The 18,602-nt window shown below is 56.6% G+C and carries 16 protein-coding genes; 3 read left to right on the top strand and 13 right to left on the bottom strand.

Annotation, left to right across the window (positions count from 1 at the left end):
• Positions 1–3: 3 nt before the first annotated feature.
• Both eno and AC781_RS10910 read right to left on the bottom strand, forming a co-directional pair.
• Positions 4–1,296, bottom strand: a complete 1,293-nt coding sequence (gene eno, locus AC781_RS10915; RefSeq protein ID WP_067771691.1) for a phosphopyruvate hydratase — start codon at positions 1,294–1,296, stop codon at positions 4–6.
• Positions 1,297–1,449: 153 nt separating this feature from the next.
• Positions 1,450–3,390 (bottom strand): phospho-sugar mutase, encoded by a 1,941-nt coding sequence (locus AC781_RS10910; protein ID WP_067771987.1) that lies wholly within the window; start codon positions 3,388–3,390, stop codon positions 1,450–1,452.
• Positions 3,391–3,612: 222 nt separating this feature from the next.
• On the opposite strand from AC781_RS10910, the gene AC781_RS10905 reads away from it, so the two are divergent.
• The 3 genes from AC781_RS10905 to AC781_RS10895 all read left to right on the top strand — a co-directional run bounded on the left by AC781_RS10905 (position 3,613) and on the right by AC781_RS10895 (position 5,017).
• Positions 3,613–3,951 (top strand): aspartate 1-decarboxylase, encoded by a 339-nt coding sequence (locus AC781_RS10905; protein ID WP_067771694.1) that lies wholly within the window; start codon positions 3,613–3,615, stop codon positions 3,949–3,951.
• Between the two features lie 39 nt (positions 3,952–3,990).
• A complete protein-coding gene (gene secG, locus AC781_RS14225) occupies positions 3,991–4,512 on the top strand; it encodes a preprotein translocase subunit SecG (RefSeq protein WP_067771697.1) in 522 nt (173 codons plus the stop codon).
• 67 nt (positions 4,513–4,579) lie between these two features.
• Positions 4,580–5,017: a GNAT family N-acetyltransferase gene (locus AC781_RS10895; protein WP_067771700.1), complete on the top strand. Its 438-nt coding sequence runs from the start codon at positions 4,580–4,582 to the stop codon at positions 5,015–5,017.
• 113 nt (positions 5,018–5,130) lie between these two features.
• On the opposite strand, the gene cysK is transcribed toward AC781_RS10895, so the two are convergent.
• From cysK to AC781_RS10830, 11 genes are all read right to left on the bottom strand, one after another.
• Positions 5,131–6,129: a cysteine synthase A gene (gene cysK / locus AC781_RS10890; RefSeq protein ID WP_067771703.1), complete on the bottom strand. Its 999-nt coding sequence runs from the start codon at positions 6,127–6,129 to the stop codon at positions 5,131–5,133.
• A 139-nt stretch (positions 6,130–6,268) separates the two neighbouring features.
• Positions 6,269–7,540, bottom strand: a complete 1,272-nt coding sequence (locus tag AC781_RS10885) for an O-acetylhomoserine aminocarboxypropyltransferase/cysteine synthase family protein (RefSeq protein WP_067771707.1) — start codon at positions 7,538–7,540, stop codon at positions 6,269–6,271.
• Positions 7,541–7,921: 381 nt separating this feature from the next.
• Entirely contained in the window at positions 7,922–8,638 is a 717-nt protein-coding gene (locus AC781_RS10875) for a peptidoglycan recognition protein family protein (protein WP_067771712.1), read from the bottom strand.
• Between the two features lie 139 nt (positions 8,639–8,777).
• Positions 8,778–9,545, bottom strand: coding sequence for a type II secretion system protein (locus tag AC781_RS10870; protein WP_067771714.1), 768 nt, complete (start codon positions 9,543–9,545; stop codon positions 8,778–8,780).
• A 107-nt stretch (positions 9,546–9,652) separates the two neighbouring features.
• Positions 9,653–10,432 (bottom strand): ribonuclease PH, encoded by a 780-nt coding sequence (gene rph / locus AC781_RS10865; RefSeq protein ID WP_067771717.1) that lies wholly within the window; start codon positions 10,430–10,432, stop codon positions 9,653–9,655.
• A 511-nt stretch (positions 10,433–10,943) separates the two neighbouring features.
• A complete protein-coding gene (locus AC781_RS14380) occupies positions 10,944–11,069 on the bottom strand; it encodes a hypothetical protein (RefSeq protein WP_281241745.1) in 126 nt (41 codons plus the stop codon).
• A gap of 528 nt (positions 11,070–11,597) precedes the next feature.
• Positions 11,598–12,179, bottom strand: coding sequence for a ribosome hibernation-promoting factor, HPF/YfiA family (gene hpf, locus AC781_RS10850; RefSeq protein WP_067771726.1), 582 nt, complete (start codon positions 12,177–12,179; stop codon positions 11,598–11,600).
• A 326-nt stretch (positions 12,180–12,505) separates the two neighbouring features.
• On the bottom strand, positions 12,506–13,009 hold the full coding sequence (locus tag AC781_RS14130; protein ID WP_172801783.1) for a LamG-like jellyroll fold domain-containing protein: 504 nt from the start codon (positions 13,007–13,009) through the stop codon (positions 12,506–12,508).
• Between the two features lie 73 nt (positions 13,010–13,082).
• Positions 13,083–14,072, bottom strand: coding sequence for a hypothetical protein (locus AC781_RS14125; protein WP_218107243.1), 990 nt, complete (start codon positions 14,070–14,072; stop codon positions 13,083–13,085).
• On the bottom strand, positions 14,045–16,453 hold the full coding sequence (locus AC781_RS10835) for a hypothetical protein (RefSeq protein WP_067771736.1): 2,409 nt from the start codon (positions 16,451–16,453) through the stop codon (positions 14,045–14,047). Before AC781_RS10835 ends, AC781_RS14125 begins: the two co-directional genes overlap by 28 nt.
• Complete coding sequence (locus tag AC781_RS10830; protein WP_067771740.1) at positions 16,450–18,600, bottom strand: hypothetical protein; 2,151 nt, start codon at positions 18,598–18,600, stop codon at positions 16,450–16,452. Before AC781_RS10830 ends, AC781_RS10835 begins: the two co-directional genes overlap by 4 nt.
• Positions 18,601–18,602 lie beyond the last annotated feature (2 nt).

Here is an 18,602-nt window from a genome sequence, read left to right as displayed (position 1 = left end):
AGACTAAAACTTCATGATGGTGCCAGCATAAATGGCGTCTTCATAAAGATCTTCCTCGATACGAAGAAGCTGGTTGTACTTGGCGAGCCTGTCGGAACGACTCAGGGAACCCGTCTTGATCTGCCCCGCATTCGTCGCCACGGCGAGATCGGCGATGGTGGAATCCTCCGTTTCGCCCGAGCGGTGTGAAATCACGGCGGTATAGCGATTCGTGCGCGCCAGCTCGACGGCATCGAGCGTCTCCGTCAGCGTGCCGATCTGATTCACCTTCACGAGAATGGAATTGGCCACCCCCTGATCGATGCCCTTGCGCAGGAAATCGACATTCGTCACGAACAAATCGTCGCCCACGAGCTGCATCGTCCTGCCGAGCTCGTCGGTCAGCACCTTCCAGCCTGCCCAGTCGTTTTCCGCGCAACCGTCCTCGATCGACACGATGGGGAACTTCGCCTGCAACTCCTTGTAGTACGCCACGAGATCGGCGGCCGTCCGGCGGCTCTGATCCGATTTCTTGAACACATACAGGCCGGATTCCGCATCGTAGAACTCCGAAGAAGCCACATCCAGCGCAATCGCGATATCCTCGCCGGGCCGGTAGCCCGCCTTCTCGATCGCCTTCATGATACATTCCAGCGCATCGTCGGCCGATTTCAGCGTCGGGGCGAAACCGCCTTCGTCGCCTACGGTCGTTGCCAGCCCGCGGTCGTGCAACACGGATTTCAGAGCATGGAACACCTCCACACCATAGCGCAACGCCTCCTTGAAAGTCGGCGCGCCCTTCGGCACGATCATGAACTCCTGGAAATCGATCGGAGCGTCGGAATGGGCTCCGCCATTGATAATATTCATCATCGGCACAGGAAGAACCTTCGCATTCGGGCCGCCGAGATAGCGGTGAAGAGGCACACCGAGCTGCTGGGCCGCCGCGCGTGCAATAGCCAGAGAAACGCCGAGAATGGCGTTGGCACCGAGGCGAGCCTTGTTCGGCGTACCGTCGAGATTGATCAAAAGATGATCGAGATAAACCTGATCCGTCGCCCGCATGCCGGCCAGCTCGGGAGCAATGATATCGTTCACATTATCCACGGCCTTCTGCACGCCCTTGCCGAGATAGCGGCTCTTGTCCCCATCGCGCAACTCCCATGCCTCATGCTCGCCCGTAGAGGCTCCGCTGGGCACCGCCGCACGGCCTACGGCGCCGCCTGCCAGGCGGACATCGACCTCGACGGTGGGATTGCCGCGAGAATCCAGAATTTCGCGGGCTTTTGTTTCTGTAATGAACAGATCTTTTTCCATAGTACCGCTTGGACACGAAGAACAGGAGAGGCGTTCAAAGAAAGTTTGTTCTAACTAACTCTCATTCCCCTGACTTCTCTCCCTGAAAAGCAACGGGCGGAGCCGCCCCTTCGGAACAGGCCCCGCCCGGAAACAGGCAACTGTTTGACCGCATCAGGCCATGCGATTGTGCGCATCGGCTTCCACAGCCTTCCACAGCGAATCCTCCGCGGCCTGCACGGCCTTGCGGGATTCCTGCACATCGGCACCCGGCGCACCGTGGCCGAACAGGTAATACTTGATCTTCGGCTCTGTACCGGAAGGGCGCACGGCAAAGCTGCGGCCGTCTTCCAGATCGACAAAAAGCATCTTCTCCGCCGGAATGGGATCGCCTTCGGCATCCACCATATCGCCCTTCGAGAAATCGCGAATCGCCTTCACCGCAGAACCGTCCACCTCCACGGGAGGATGATCGGCGTAGGACTGCGCCAGAGCGGCAATCTTCGCCGCACCGTCCGCACCCTCCATCACGATGGACTTGCCGCCTTCGAGATGCACACCGTACTTCCCGAACAAATCGTCCAGCAGAGCCGTCAAATTCGTACCGTGGTTCGAGGCATAGGCCGCCAGCTCGGCCACCAGCAGCGCGGCGGCATTCGCATCCTTGTCGCGCACGAAATCCTGAGCCAGATAACCGTAGCTCTCCTCACCGCCGAACACGAAGAAACGGCTGAACTTGAGGCGCAGGGCGCGAGTCTCGTCCTCGCTCATGCGGCGGTAGCCGCGGCGAAGATCCTCGGGAATCGCGGCTTCGTACTTGCCGAGCTTCGCGGCAATGTACTTGAAACCCGTCAGCACATTCACCACGGGAATACCGTAGCTCTCGCCGATCGCATCCTGCAGGGGAGTCGTCACAAACGTCTTCACCATCACCGTGTGATCGAGATTGTCCGGAGAAATCATGCCCAGCTCAAGCATCGTCATGCAGCGGTACCAGGCCAGCAGAGAGCCGATCTGATTACCCGTCATCAGCTTCATCTCGCCCGAAGCATCGCGCACGGCAATACCCATGCGGTCCGCATCAGGATCGGTCGCAATCACGATCTCCGCACCGATGCGGTCGGCCTGCTCAATCCCCATCGCAAGGGCTGAAGCATTCTCGGGATTCGGAGAAGCCACCGTCGGAAAACGCCCGTCCAGCACATCCTGCTCGGCTACCGTCGTCACCTTGCAGCCCAGCTCGCGCAGCAAAGGCACGATACAGCGGCCGCCCGTGCCGTGAAGATTCGTATAAACCACATTCGCGCCGCCCTGCTCGAACTCGCCGGGACGAAGAATAATCGTCTTCAGGCGATCCATGAACACGCGGTCGAACTCCGGGCCAAGCACGCGCACGGAACCGCGCTCCGCCTCGGGAAGAGGCTCGTAGGAATCGGAAGACAGAGCATTCACCTCCTGAATCACCCCCATGTCATGCGGAGCGATCAACTGCGAACCGTCGCGGAAATACGCCTTGAAACCGTTATCGTGCGCCGGATTGTGGCTCGCCGTCAGCACCACCCCGGTATCTGCGCCCAGCTCGCGGATGGCGAAGGACACCTCCGGAGTCGAACACGGGCCGTCGAACAACGCCACATCGCAACCCAGATCGCAGGCGATGCGGGCGCAGAACTCCGCAAAATCGCGGGAGAAATGGCGAGTATCGTGCCCGATCACGATCAGGGGCTTGCGATTGCCGCCTTCCGCCGCCACGAAACGGCTCATATAAATAATCAGGCCGCGCATCGCGCGCCCCACATTGAAATAATTCATCGACGCCGTACCGACGCAGGGGAACTCCGGCCTGCCGTTCGGGCCGCCATGCCCCTGCTCCGCCTTCGTCACCGCCTTGCCGATCGTCCGGCCCCGCAACCCTCCGGTCCCGAAAGCCAGAGTCTTGTAAAAACGGTCGTTCAATTCCTGCCACTCCCCGGCCTCGGCCAGCTCCCGGATGGACACCGGAACCACGGGATCCTTCGAACCCGCCAGCAAAAGATTGATATTCTCAAGAGACGAGGCCAGCAGCCTGCCATCGGCCACCGCCTTTTCAAGCAACGGATGCAATATGCTTTCCATGGAGCGAATCATACAGATTCACTCACTCAACACAAGAACAAGCTGCGGCAGCGACGGCGAAAGCCGCCGCCCGGGATATCAACGGCGAACCTCCCGCCATCCCTTGCAAACGGCGACTCCCGCATCCGCGATGTCAAACGACAGTCACACTTCGATTGCGTTTTCGCTTGACCTTTGGCGCGTATCGGTATTTGATCCCTCCACGCGAAATTTTCCGACGCCATGCTCGTTCAACAACTCAAATCGAAAATTCACCGCGCCATGATCACCCGTGGCGATGTCGAATACGAAGGCAGTATCGAGATTCCGCAGGATCTGATGGAAGCCGCCAACCTGTGGCCGGGAGAAAAGGTGCTCGTCGCCTCCGTCACCTCCGGCAACCGCCTTGAAACCTATGCACTTGTCGGCCCTCCCGGCACGGGCAACATCATCATGAACGGCGGCGCCGCCCACCTCATCAAAACAGGTGAACGCGTCGTCATTATGAGCTTCGCGATGGACGACAAACCCATCATCCCGACGAAAATCGTTTGCAACGAACTCAACGAAATCATTTCCTAGGCTTTACAAAATCTTTTTTTTCAGTTAATCTGTCCTGCCATGCTTGTTATCGCCGATCTTCTCAATATCAGCATCTACATTTCGTTTGCCGTGCTGTTCGTCGTCAGCGCCCTGCTGCTGCTTGTCGTCCTCATGCAGAGGCCCAAGCAGGAAGGCCTTGGCGCAGCATTCGGCGCAGCCATGACCGACCAGGCCTTCGGCGCACGTACCACGGATGTCCTCAAGAAAGCCACCGTCCTCTTCGGCACGCTGTTCTTCATCGTCTGCCTCGCCCTCGGCATCATGCTGAGCAAAGCCTTCAAGAAAGAACAATCCTCCCTGAGCAATCGGGCGACCGCCACCAAAAAGGCCGAACCGGCCAAGCCTGCCACGGAAAACATCGGCGCCCTCCTCAATCAGCAGCCTGCCGCTGCCGATGCCGCCAAACCGGAAGAAACGCCCGCACCGGCTCCCGCCGAAACACCTGCACAGCCGGCAGCCCAGCCCGCAGCTCCGGCTCAGCCTGCTGCACCCGCAGCCGAAGGAGACAAAGCTCCGGCCACTCAACCGGCAGTAGCCTGACATCCGAGACATTCCGCTTTTTTCTCAGGACGGGTTTACCCCGTCCTTTTTTCTTGATACAACAGCCATGAAAACACCATCCATCCTGATTTCCGACGACCGGAGCAAACTCCAGTTCGACGTCATCTGCCGCTTCCTGAACGACCACTCCTACTGGGCCAAAACGCGTTCCCACGCCATGATCGAAGAAAGCTTCGACGGCTCCCGCTGGGTCTTCGGCATGTACGACGAGGAAAACGGAGTCCAGGTAGGAGGAGCGCGAGTCGTCAGCGACGGCTGCACCTTCGGCTACGTAACCGATGTCTTCATCGTGCCGGAATTCCAGGGCAAAGGGCTCGGTTCCCGCCTGCTGGCCGCCGTCATGGAAAATCCCGAAGTTGCCCGCGTCGGACGCATGGCCCTGCTCACAGAAACTCCGGAATTCTATGCGCCGTTCGGCTTCTCAGTCCACGGTGCCGGCGACCCCATGGAATTCATGCAGCGCAAACTGCCGGACTTCCTCTAAACCGAACCCTGACCACTTCTGCGGATACTTCGGTGCCCTCCTGCCTCCGACGCTAAAATCCCCCTGCCCGGACATGCCGGACAAGGGGATCCGCACAGAGCCAGCCTGCAAACTCAAAGATTCACAGGGCTGACAGACAGGTGTCTCATCTCTTCCGCAGCTTCCGCAGCCAGCGGGGTGGACAAATAGCGCTCCGTAGCCGAAGCGGCAATCGCCACGATCTTCTTCCCGGCATATTCGGGCTGCCGGGCCAGCTCCAGAGCCGCCCACACATTGGCTCCCGTCGAAATGCCGGCCGGAATACCTTCGCGGGCCGCCAGGGCGCGAGCAGTACGCAGAGCGTCTTCATTCGTCACTTGCACGATCTCATCGATCAGAGAACGGTTCAGATTCTTCGGAATGAACCCCGCTCCGATCCCCTGAATGCCGTGCGGTCCAGGCGCGCCACCGGAAATGACCGCGCTGGCGGCAGGCTCCACGGCCACACCGCGCACACTCGGCTTGCGCTCCTTCAAATACTCCACTGTGCCGGAGAAGGTACCCCCCGTGCCGACGCCGGCAATGAACACATCGACCTCGCCGGAAGTATCGTCCCACACTTCCGGGCCGGTGGTGAAATAGTGGGCTTCGGGGTTGGCAGGATTATCGAACTGGCCGGGGCCGTAGGCATGATCGCCATACTGCTTCAACAACTCTTCCGCCTTGGCGATAGCGCCCTTCATCCCGAGGGAGCCCGGCGTAATCACGATCTCGGCCCCCAGCATGCGGAGAAGCGTCCGGCGCTCCAGAGACATGGTCTCGGGCATCACGAGAATGCATCGGTAACCGCGGGCAGCGGCGATGGAAGCGAGGGCAATACCCGTATTGCCGGAAGTCGGTTCAATAATGATGCCTCCGGGCTTCAAGGCTCCGCTCCTCTCGGCGGCGTCGATCATGGCGCGGCCGATACGGTCCTTCACACTGAAAAGGGGATTGCGGAATTCGCACTTGAGCCAGATCTCCGCATTCAGGCCTTCGGCCAGGCGGTTGAGACGAACGAGAGGAGTGCGGCCGATCGTCTCCACGACGGAGGAATAGGCCTTCTTGTCTGCTGATGTTTCTGGTGTACTCATGGTTTTCTTATTGGCTGAGGGCGTGCGGCGCTGCCGACGCCCGGGTTGAGGCCGCGCGGGCAGCCGGGCCGGAAGGGCTACCCTGCCTTGCAGGTATAGACGCCTCCCGACGCAGCCGCGTTCACGGCTTCCTTGTTTTTTACAGAACTTCGTCCAGAGCCGCGATAATATCATCGACGTGTTCCAGACCGATGGACAGGCGCAGCAGATCAGGCGTAATGCCGCCTTTGAGCAGGGCCTCTTCGGAAAGCTGCGAATGAGTCGTACTTGCCGGATGGGCGATCAGGCTCTTCGCATCGCCCACATTCACGAGGTGCGAGAACAGCTGGATATTGTCGATCACGCGCACGGCCTCTTCATAACCGCCCTTGTGGCCGAACACCACCATACCGCCGAACCCGTTCTTCAGGTACCTGGCTGCAAGCGGGTAGGAAGGATCGTCCTCCAGCCCCGGATAGCGCACCCATGCCACCTTCGGATGATTCTTCAGGAAACGGGCCACCTTCAAGGCATTCTCGCTGTGGCGCTGCGTGCGAAGCGGCAACGTTTCGACTCCTTGGATGAAATTCCAGGCGGAATCGGGAGAAAGAGTCGCACCCAGATTGCGCAGAAGCACCGTCCTCATGCGGAGAATATAGGCAAGCTGCTGCAAACTGCCGAGATCATGTCCGAAACGCAGCCCGTGGTAGCCGCCGTCCGGCTCGTTGTACAGGGCGAACTTCGGATCCGTCCAGTCGAACTTGCCAGCATCGATCACGATGCCGCCGATGCCCGTACCATGCCCGCCGATCCACTTCGTCAGTGAATGAATCACCACATCCGCACCATGATCGATCGGGCGGAAAAGCGTGGGCGGCGTAAACGTCGAATCCACGACGAGGGGCAAATGATGCTTGCGGGCAATCTCGGAATAACGGTCGATATCCGCCACATCAAGGGAAGGATTCCCGATCACCTCAATATAAATGGCACGCGTCTTCTCATTGATGGCGGCCTCCACGGCGGCAAAATCGTTCACCGGCGTAAAGCGGGCCGTAATCCCGTAATTCGGCAAAATGGCGTCGAACATCGTGTAGGTGCCCCCGTACAGATTGTTTGCCGTCACGAACTCGTCTCCGCCCTTCAGAATATTCAACAACGCATACTGGATGGCGGACGTACCGGAAGCCAGCGACAGGGCGCCGACTCCGCCTTCCAGTGCGGCAATGCGCTGCTCCAGCACATCGTTCGTCGGATTCATCAGACGGGCGTAAATATTGCCCAGCTCGCGCAGGGCGAACAGGTCGGCGCCATGCTTGGCGCTCTTGAACAGGAAGGATGAAGTGCGGTAAACGGGCACAGCGCGGGAAAGGGTATCGCTTTCGACGGGCTGTCCGGCATGAATGGCTAATGTTTCAGGCTTGTAACTCATAATGGATCTATTTATTTCTATGTTAATTGTGAATGAATGAAAAAGGAAAGAACGGAAAAATCACCTGCCGGTTACGGCGCGGCAAGAAGATGCGGAGACATGATACTGGACCGCACAAAAGGAAGACACGGATGCCATGCGGGAATCAACAAAAAAAGCCTCCTCGAAATGAAGAAATATCCTGTCAAGGATCGGAAGCGGAAAAAACCGAAAAGTTGAATGAAGGATGAACTTGGTGCGCCGGGATTCTGCCGTTTTTTAGACTGATTCGCAAGAATAATTTGCGTACAGACTATTTTTTTCATGCCGAGGCAACGAACGAACATCCATTTATATTAATAATCAATATCCTACAAGAAAACAAAGTATGACACTCCCTTGTCAGCCTGCCTTGTTTTCCGCCCTTTTCTGCTGCTGCGACCCGAATTTAAGGCAACGGTCATAGTAATCGACTCGCGAAATGAAGCCGGCCCAGGTCGCCCCCAGGCACCCGTCATCCAGAAGAGGGGCGGGGCATTTCTTCCCCGTCCAGAAAATATGGCCGACCACGCATTTCAACGGAATCCGGTACTCGTACATCAGCAAAGCCGCCAGCTTGGCCGTTCGCTCGAACGTCGCCGGCATATCGTTCCCCTCGTTCTCGCACATCTCAATGCCGATGGAATACAGATTGCCCGGCTTGTAACCGTATTCCGCATGATGCCCCATTTCGTTGAGAGGCAAATGCTGGCGCACCTCCCCGCAATCCACGGTAAAATGCCAGCTCAAATACCCCACCGCACCGCCCGTAATGCGCCCCATCTTCAGCACGGAGGCATGCCGCGCCGCATTGGCGGAGGCATTCATATTCCGCGTCGCATGGATCGTGATATAGTGCGGCACCAGCTCACGCGGCTTGCAACGGCCGAACTCCCCTTTCGGAATCAAATCCTCACAGATATTGATCTCCTCGCGCAACTGCTGCGGAGTCAGACAACGCAGCGGAGCAGGATCCGGCGTAAAAATAACCAGCGGCGGTTCCGGTAGACGATCGACCGCATCGTCGCATCCCAGCAGCAGGCAGCAGCAGAGAAAAACCACAAGGTAGAGAAAGGGCATGGCGTATCCTTCTACACGGACATCGGAATGTCAAGGCGCTTTTCGCCCATTCCGAAGCTCCCGCTGCCATAAACAACAAGGCGCCCTGCACGATGCAGAACGCCTTGTGAAAAGTTCGGTTCAGTATCTACCCGCCTCTTTAGAGATTGGGAGGCATGACAATGTATTTGCTGCCATTGTCACGGCCTTTCTTGTCCTCACCGAAGAGACTCTTCTTGGGAGTACCATAATCGGTATTATCTTCTTCTTCAACAAGTTCCTTCTGTCCACCCGAATTGGAAATCGTATAGTACAGGAGATTGCCGCGGAAGCTGTTCATATCGTAACGGGTATCGGCAGCCTTCGTCGGAGCCTTGCTGGCCACCGAAGAAAGGAGAATCGGAGTAGCGTCGTTGCCCGTCACGGGCGTACGCACGTCCGCATTGTCGGGGTCGGTGCGCATCACGTAACCGAAGCCACATTCGCCTTTGGAAAGAGCTTTGCCACCGCCTACCTTTTTATCGGCTTCCTTGATCTTGCGGCCATCGGCAATAGCGATTTTTGCATAGAAATTGCCTTCAAAGGAAGGACCAACATTGTTCAGGAAAAAGAGCTGGCGAAGATAATCGTTCGAATAGTTGCCTTTGATTGGGCCGTACTGGGTTGCTGTCTCGCCATTCTGCTCCTCGATATCCAGCGCCGTACTATCGCACGGGAAGGAACCGTATGAATTATTGAAATCCATCAGGGTGGAATACACGTTCCTCATGTTCGAAACACCGGCAGTGCGATCGCCATCGTTCAACTTATCGAGAATCGGACCCCAGGATACGGCGGCCAGAGACGCAATAATAGCAACGACGACCATCAGCTCGATCAGCGTGAATGCCGCTGCGCGACGGACTTTATGTGCAAATTTGAGTTTCATGGTTGAATCTGTGATTGACGGTTATTTATAGCATTTACAAGTATAGTTGGCAAGCGGTAAATTCATTTTTCCCGACCATGCCGATCGCCCCTGCCCGCACTTCCCTTTTAGCGGGCAAACAAAGCCTGCAGAGCCGATAAATCCTCGGCCGCCGGGCGGTCTGCAGCAGCAATCGCCTCGCGCTGCAAAGCGTTCAACTCCCGGATGCCCTTGCCAGCAAGAGCAAGCATGGCTGCCATCTCATCGGCCGTGAACACCGCTTCTTCCCCGGAACCTTGCACTTCGACGAACTGGCCGCCTTCCGTCATCACCACATTCATATCCACATCTGCATCGCGGTCTTCCACATAGCAGAGATCCAGAAGAGGCGTACCTTCCAGCATGCCGACGGAAATAGCGGCAACGAGCTGCTTCATGGGCATTTCAGCCAATTTCCCTTCCGCTACAAGCTTGTTCAGCGCCATCGCGAGAGCAACCGACGCTCCGGAAATGGAAGCCGTCCTTGTACCGCCGTCAGCCTGCAGCACGTCGCAATCGATCCAGACCGTGCGCTGGCCGATCTTCGAAAGATCGACGGCGGCGCGCAAGGAGCGCCCGATCAGTCGCTGGATTTCCGAAGAACGCCCGTCCAGTTTACCGGAAGTAATATCGCGGCGCTTACGATCCAGCGTGGAATAGGGCAACATGGAATACTCGGCAGACAGCCAGCCGCCCTCAACCTTCTGCACCTTCATCCAGCGGGGCACATCCTCCTCGATTGTCACCGCACAAATCACGCGTGTATTCCCGAACGATGCCAATACGGAGGCCGTCGCATTCGGGGCGATATGCGGAATAAAGGAGATGGGACGCAATTCGTCCGCCTGTCTGTGATCGTGACGGTTCATGCCGTTAGAATGCCCTGTTTCCACGAATTTGACAAGGCAAAAGGCAACGGGTTGTCAAGGAAATCTTCACATTGAACAAACCGAACACCGGTTACATGCCGTTCTCGGAAAAAAAGCTGCGCCACCTCTACCCAGAGGTGGCGCAGCTCTCTCTCTATGTAACTTCCATTTACCTGTGGAAGAGGGGGATGCCTTGCTCCTTCGCGGCACGACAGGAATTGCAAGCGCATGAAGCAGATGTTGCCCCGGCGAAGTAAAAACGTCAACAGAACAACAATTGAACCATTGGGATATTTTGCCCATCCGGAACAAAACCTAGAATACGGATTATCAATCCGCATGACATACCCATTTCACATTCGTCAGACATTCAGCGTCTTGATGCACTTATGAATAGATATACCGTGAAGGCATCATGCACACAGATCAACCATGTAGCAACAGGAAGCATAAAAAATGAAGAAGTTGTATATTTCAGGATTTTATTATTGACAAACGGATTGATAATCCGTTAATTTTCATTAATCAGCACATCATAAATAATTATTTCACATCCTTTTTTCCTCTCTTTTTCAGCCCTTTTCTCCGCCACAAAAAATACCATCATCCGTTCTTCCTCTCCAACAAGAAGTGCCACCCCCTTACGGAGGTGGCACTACTCTCTCTATGTAACTTCCATTTACCTGATGGAAGAGGGGGATGCCTTGCTGCCTTCTCGACAGGACAGGATACGCAAGCACAATAAATTCCACTTGTTGGCGTTCAGCTTTCAGATTTGGAACGGCATTATTCTACGGTTTTTAAATCCGTACGTCAACCCTCAAATGAACATCTATCATTTATTAGTTACTATAAGCGCGTTACGTGGAATGAAAAAATATTATTGCACAGCGAAAACGGCTTTTGTGTACATGTACAAAAATACAATCATTTTAGTATTAATTAAATAAACATAAATGAAAATAAACGGATTTAAAATCCGCTTCTTATACTATACCGATTGCTGTTTCTCCTTATTTCAAAATTACCATTTTTTCGCATCTTTTCCCAGATTTTTTACAATTAATTTTCATATAAACAATTTTGCATCATTTTGTCATATTAATTGCAAAAAAAGAGCCCCGGATCATTCCGGGGCTCTTTTCAAATACCGTACAATCGATGATTACAAGGATGCACCGAGCTCAATAATGGAGTAATCTCCATTCGGCAAACGGTACACGATCTGCAAAACATCGCGGCGGGCATTGCGGTACAGCACGAAAGGCTTGTCCGACATTTCCAGTGCCATAATGGCATCTTCCTTGTACATGGTGACAAGTTCGTAGCCTTCGCGGTGTATGGTGATCGGCTTCGGATCTTCCGTTGCACCTTCTTCGTAATCAAGCACATCTTCCCCATACACCTGAGCTTCCAGATGGCGGATGGATTCTGCGCGATGCGGGCGGAACCTCTTCATCAGACGCGTCTTGTGCTTACGCATGCGGCGCATGATCTTGGTTACCGTTTCGTCAATGGCCGCATAGAGATCGACACCGACGGTGGAAGCTTCAATCGTGATATGATCGGAGCAGAAAAGGATGATTTCACAAATTTGTCGGTCTTTCTGCACGTCCACAATCACTCGTGCTTCAATGATCTTGGGGTAGTCGATATGGATTGCCTCAATTTTTTTGACCGCGAATTCGCGGATCGCCTCGGTCACTTCTACATGACGCCCCGTTACCGTAATATCTGCTTTTTGCATGGTACTTACCTCTTTCTATTTTTGGGTTATTGCGAATTCATGTTTTTTCGCACTGTTAATAATACACCTGAAACCTCTGTATTGTCGAGCTTTCTTGAAAAAAAGACACAAAAAGATAGCCTTTCGGAAAAGAATCCATCCAAACAACGCAAACTTTCACCCTACCGCACCCCCATGAGCCCAGGCAGGTGGTCACGCCATTCTGGAGCCGCACGACACACAAGTACATTCACTGCGTGGTTCTATTACCATTTCTGCTACACGCAAGCATGCAAAACGGCTGCCTTCCCCATGGAAAGGCAGCCGTTCCGAATCCGTTTGTCCTCTTACGCCATGCGGCGGCGGCGCAGCATCAGGCCAGCCAGGGACAACAGGCCCAGAGTTGCCGTTGCAGGCTCGGGAACAGCGGCATTTTCCGCCTTGATGGCATCGGATACACGTCCCTTAGCCAAATAGCCTACCTGATCCTTCGTCAAAGCTCCGGAGAACAACGCCACCTCATCGTACATGGCTGTCGGCTTGCTACCCGAATCTCCGTTTCCAAGGGTGAACTGCGTCACATCCGCATTGGCAATCGGTGTGCCGGTCCATTGTCCGGCCTGTTCGCCGTTCAGGAACAGAGTGGCTACTCCGTTCTGGTAGGTCAAGGCCATGTGGTTCCATACGTTCTGCGTAATCGGCGCCGTCGATTCCCCTCCATTGCCGATCAGGCCATTGCCGTACACGTTGTATTTATTGTTGCCGCCGGATTGCACATACAGATAATTGGTGTAACGCGCCATGAGGGTTTGGATGCGTTTGACATGTAGTTTGGATGTCGAGGCATTCATGGATGAAAAAGGCACGTCCCGTGCATGGGGCGTGCCTGTGTTGTGCATGGGGGATGCACGGGGGATGCACGGGTTATCCGGTGTAGTCGACGGAGGTGTGGAGGGCGTAGGTCCAGGTGAGGGGGTCGAGGCTGGCGGTGGTGGTGATGGTGTGGCGCGGGTCGATGGCTTGCCAGCGGAGGATGACGGTGTCGTAGGTGGCGACGGCCGATGGGGCGAAGGCGGGGAGGATGATGTGTTCGCCGCTGTAGTGCTGGGTGGAGGCGATGCCGTCGATGTCCGCAATGTGGATGGCGGTTGATGGGAGGGTTGGGTCGAGGTCGGGGATGCCGATGTGTTCGCCTCCGAGGGGGCGCCATGGTTGGGTGCCGTCTGCATCCCAGGGGCCATCCATGAGTTCGCAGACTTTGCCGAAGCCTTCGACGGCGTGCTGGAGGACGAGGAAGAGGCGGCCGCAGGTGATGCAGGCCCAGAGGCAGTAGGTGACGCCGTTTTGCCCGGTGTAGCCGTCCGGGTTGTACCAGGGGAGGGCCCATGTGTCGGCCATGATCCAGGGGAGGTCGCCGCGCCATTGTCCGTTGTGGCGGAGGTAGGCGTCGCGTTCGTAGAGGTCGCCGGGGACGAGGGTGCAGCCGCGGTAGGTGCCGGGGCTGACGTCCGAGGCGGTGGGGCCATCCAGTTCGGCACGGAGGATGCCGGGTTCTTCTTCCATGAGGTCGGGGATGGTGTGGTCGGGTGGCGGAGGCGGTTCCGGGAAGGCGATGTCGGTGATGCGGAGGTGGAGTTTGCCGCGCCAGTAGGCTCCGTGGAGGTAGCGGGAGGGTGCGGGGGTGTAGGTGCCGTTGCTGTTGTTGTGGTAGAGGGGGCATTCATCCATGACGATCCAGGCTTCGGGGTCGTCGATCTGGTCGATGCTGCCCCATGACGGAGGGAGGAGGATGCCGCCGAGGTGGTGCTGGGTGGCGGTGATGCCGTCGATGTCCGCGATGTGGATGGCGCGGTGTTGTTCGGTTTCGAGGAGGTCGGGGATGTCGCTCATTTCGGTTTCTTTTTGAGGGTCCACATCCAGCCGAGTGTGTTGTTTTTTTCGAGGACGTGGTAGTAGCCGTATTTCTGGCCGTCCGGGAGGAGGACGGGTTCGAGTTTCTGGGGCCGCGCACTGTCCGGCAGGGGGAGTTCTCCGCCATTCATCCACCATTGGCCGTTTTCGACGTAGACTTCGAAGGGTTTACGCCGTTCTCCGCCGCTGCTGCCGGTGTTGAGGGGCTGGAAGATGGGGGCGACGGGGTTGTCTTCTTTTTCGGTTTTGTCTGCGCCACCGCTTCCGCCGCTGTTTCCGGAAGAGGGTTGCTGGGCGGGGTCGAGGGCGGTGTCGCTGACGAGGGTTTGGTCTCGGAGGTCGGCGACGCGGTTGCGGTTGGTGTATTCATCGAAGTTGTAGGCGGCCCGAGTGCCGAGGGTGAGGGTGCAGTGTCCGGTTTTGAGGTCCCAGGAGACGTGTTGGACGGTGGTGTCCATGGTGTCCCACGGGGCGTATCCGGAGCCGGTGATGCGGATGCGGTGGCCGGGGAGTTGCCAGGGGGTGGGCCAGAGGATGGGGCCGAGGCTGCCGTCGTACTGGAGGGCTCGCGTTTTGTCCCAGTAGTTGCGGATGAGGTCGGCCGGGATGTCGCTTTCGATTTCTTGCACTTTGTCGTGCGGGGTGAAGAAGATGCTTTCGTTTTCGCGGGCGGCGAGTTTGAGGGTGTAGATGCCGGGGGCGTAGGTGTGGGCGATTTGCTGTTGGGGTGCCCATTGCCGGGAGGCGGGGTGGACGGTGGCTGTGCCCTGGTTGATGCGGCCGGGGTCCATGGTGTAGGTGACGTGGCCGTCTCCCCAGAGGATGAAGCCGAGGGCGTCGAACCATTCGGTGGAGAGGGTGAGGAGGCCGCCTTCCGGTAGGTGGACGATGTAGTAGCGGTATTCGTATTTGCCGTGTTCTTTTTCTTCTTCCGGCGTCGAGTTTTGTTCCCATGCTTCGGGATCGGCGGCAGGGTCCCCGGAGGCGTCGCCGTAGTCGCCGCCGATGTAGCGTTTGTTGCCGGAGAGGTTGATGGCGATGACCCGGTAGGCGAGGGAGCGGGTGATGACTTTGCCGGCGCCGTCGGTGCCGTCGCCGCTGAAGAATTCGCGTACGCTGGCTTTGCGGGGGGCATCCGGGGTGCAGCAGACGCGTTGTTCGATGTTGGCGTAGCACCAGCGGATGCTGGGGAATTTGCGGGTGATGCTGCCGAGGATGAGTTCGTATTTCTGGCCGTCGATTTTGTAGTTGGCGGGCAGTATCCATGTTTCGACGCCGGTTTCGGGGTTTTCTTCGTGGAATTCGTCGGGCTGGCCTTCGTAGGTGATGTTGCACCATGTGGAGAATTTGACGTGGTCTTTGACCTGGGCGAGGAAGGGGAAGTGGTGTTTCCAGTATTTGTAGGCGGCCGTGTTTTTCGTCCATTCGTTTTCTTTGCCGTTGGGGTTGGCTTTCGGGAAGGGGATGCCTTTGAGTTCCATGACTTGGCGGGCGGCGGCGGCGGTGGCTGCATCCACGGGGCCGGAGGTTTCGGCCTTGCCGGGTTTGGAGAGTTCTTCGGCTTCTTCCTCTTCGCTCTTCTCCACAGTCTTTGTCCGAGTCACAGAGGGCAATGTGTAGACGAAGGCGTCCGGGACGTTGAGGTCGCCGCCTTCGGGGATGATTTTGACGATGGTTCCATCCGGGGCTTTGAGCGCAACCACCGGCGGCACAAGGTCGTGGCGGGGGGTGAGGTCGATGCCGCCCATGGCGCAGGTGCCGTAGGGGATGTCGATGACGGGGAGGTCGAGGCTGTCTGCGATGACGAGGCGGGGGTGCGTGCCGCCGTAGTCCATCCAGGAGACGAGGCCGGGGCACCAGCGGGACATGGCTTCAATCATCTGAGCGCAGGTGTTGGATCCGTTGGTGCCGATGGCTCCCGTGGTGCCTTTGGCGAGGATGTCGATGGTGGCGGGCATGTTCCGTGCGGGGCCTGCGGTGGCCTGGTCGAGGGCGGTGGCGAGGTCGGCACAGGCGCGGGCGGTGGTGGCGGTTTGGCCGATCTGGAGGTGGCGGCCATCCGACCGGGAGGGGTCGGCAGGCGGAGGCTGGTAGATGGAGCGGCCGAGGAGGTCGTAGGGGTCGGTCATTTCGACGGCGTAGTGGATGCTGCCGGCGGAGATTTTCGGCTGGGCTTTTTTGACGTATCCCAAAAAGACGAGGTCAGTACCCCGGTAGAGGCGTACCCAGTGGCCGTATTGCCATGGGACGGGGATGTCGGCGAGGTTATCCATCGCCCAGGCCATGCTGCAGGTTCCGGCGGCGAGGCTGGCGTAGGTGATGGTGCATTCGGTGAGTTTGTCCGGGCCAATGGCGGCGAGGTCGTAGCGGTGTTCGGTGGTCATTTGGCGGTATAGGCTTGATTGTTTTTCGCGCGGATGCTTTCCATTTGGGCCCGAGCGGATGAAACTTGAAACCGGGTGTCCTGCAGGATGGAGGAAGCTTCACCATAAGAAGAGACGACAGTTTTCAGGAAGCCTCCAATCTGCTGGGCGGCGGCATCATGCGATTGCAGGAGGCGTTCGGCATTGTCAGCCATGCGCTGGGCTTCCTGCGTGTCGAGGTAGCCGTCTGACAGGTCGTTGAGTGAGTCAGCTACCGCACGTTCGGCTTCCGATCCGGCCTCCACCTGTTGCTGCAGTCCCTTCAGGTGGGAGCTGTAGACTTCAGCCATGGCCTGGGAGCCGGATTCGTCGGCGAGGAGGTTGCGTTTCAGGATGGGGAGGGTTTCGATTTGGGCGATTTTCTGGTCGATTTCCGTGATTTTCGCTTCGTTGTCTTTTGCCCGCAGCTGGTAGCCGGCCATGCTGTTCATGTGTTCCAGGATTTTGGAGAGGGTGTCGTATTGCGTTTTGTCGAAGGTGCCGTTGTTGAGGAGCAGTTCGAGTTTCGAGCCCATTTCGGCGAGGGTTGCCTGCTGGCCGGACAAGTCTCCGGAGGAGGCGAGCCGCTGGAAGTCCGCCATGAGTTTCTGTGCATCTTTGCCGCTGTTGCCCAGTTTGGCGGCGTCGGCGGCGATTTCGTTCATGGCTTCGGCCTGTTTGGAGATTTCTTCCGCATCGATCCGTGCGGCATCCGCCAGGCCTTGCGTCGCCTCCTTGAGGATGTTGCGTTCCGAGGTGAGGGTGCCGACTGCTTCCTTGATGGCGAAATCATCAGCTGCCTTGGCTGCTACAGTTTGGTCGACTACCTGTCGGTTCCCTATGACCGCATCGGTTTCTGCCTGTTGTTTTTTCTTAATGGCATCAACTGTTTTGTTTTTTTCCTGAATCCGCCCCATCAGTTGATTGGCATTTGCGTATGCCTGCGTCTTCTTGCCTTGAATGTCTTCTTTAGCTTTGATATACGATTCGTAATTTCCACCGCGGCCTTCCGCCTTGTACCATGCGTCCGATCTTTTGATGGCATCTTCAAATTTTTTGGCCTCGGCCCGGCCCAGTTCCGCTTCACGCCTTACCTGATAGCGGTCCATGACTCCGATGGAGCCTTCTGCCAATGCCTTTTCTCTGGTTAGAGCATAGGCTTCATTTTTCTTCTGGTTTATTTCATGTTGTTTTCTCTGTTCAGGGGTGAGTGCTCCGGCTTTGCCTTGATCCAAACGTTCGGATTCCTGATTCAAGTCTTTGATCGTTTCAGCAGTTTTTTTCGATTGTTCCCGCAGATTGTCCAATTCTGTATTGGCCTCTGCCAACTCCGACGCGTGTTTCGCCTGTAGTTCTTCATCTTCCAGTTTTCGCGTTTCCTGTAGATGTTCAAAGGCCGTGATTTCACCTCGGTCACGTCTGTTATCCAGTTCGTATTTTTTTGCTTGCATGCCCAAGCCTTTGATTTCGGCTTCGACGGCAGCACGCGCTCTCGTGATTTCCAACTGTTTCTGCAATTCAGCCGTTTGGGATTGATATGAGTTCATCAACGAATCCCACCGTTCTTGTCGTTCCTGTTGTTCGTTCAGTAGTCTGTTTTTTTCAATCAGATCATTCAATTCTTTTTGAAGGTCTTTAGCTTTGTCAATGGAAGCTTCCAAATCTTTGTTTTTCTGTGCGATTGCTTCACGCTGGCTTTTGGTAAAAAAATCATACATTCCGCGCAGGAGAGAATAAGCTAAGCCCAACTGTCCCAATTTGCCCAGCAGCCCTCGAGCTAACCCCATGACTGTATTGAATCCAGATGCCATACGTCCAACAGCACCTGTTGAGGTCTGTATGATATTGGGAGCTTTTCCGAAACCCGAGACGATGTCGGTTGCAGCAGTTTTTCCTTTCCTTCCTGCATCGGTGATTGTATCTCCCAGTGTTTTGGCCTCCTTGGCTGCGTCTCCTGCCGCTTTGCCGGCAGCCTCCAGCTCATCGGCAAAATTCATGTCGGTGATGGTTTCATTGCCGATGCCGGCGGCGGCGGCCTGTGTTTGTCGGAGGGCGGCCTGTGCCTGGTTGGTGCCGGTGGGGTCGTAGGCGGAGGCGATGGTGATTTTGATGTTCGGGTCGGTGGACATGG

It is taken from the genome of Neoakkermansia glycaniphila, from assembly GCF_001683795.1.
In the GTDB taxonomy this organism is placed as follows: domain Bacteria; phylum Verrucomicrobiota; class Verrucomicrobiia; order Verrucomicrobiales; family Akkermansiaceae; genus Akkermansia; species Akkermansia glycaniphila.
The sequence above is the reverse complement of the archived record's forward strand: the minus strand, read 5'-3'. Positions and strand labels throughout refer to the sequence as shown.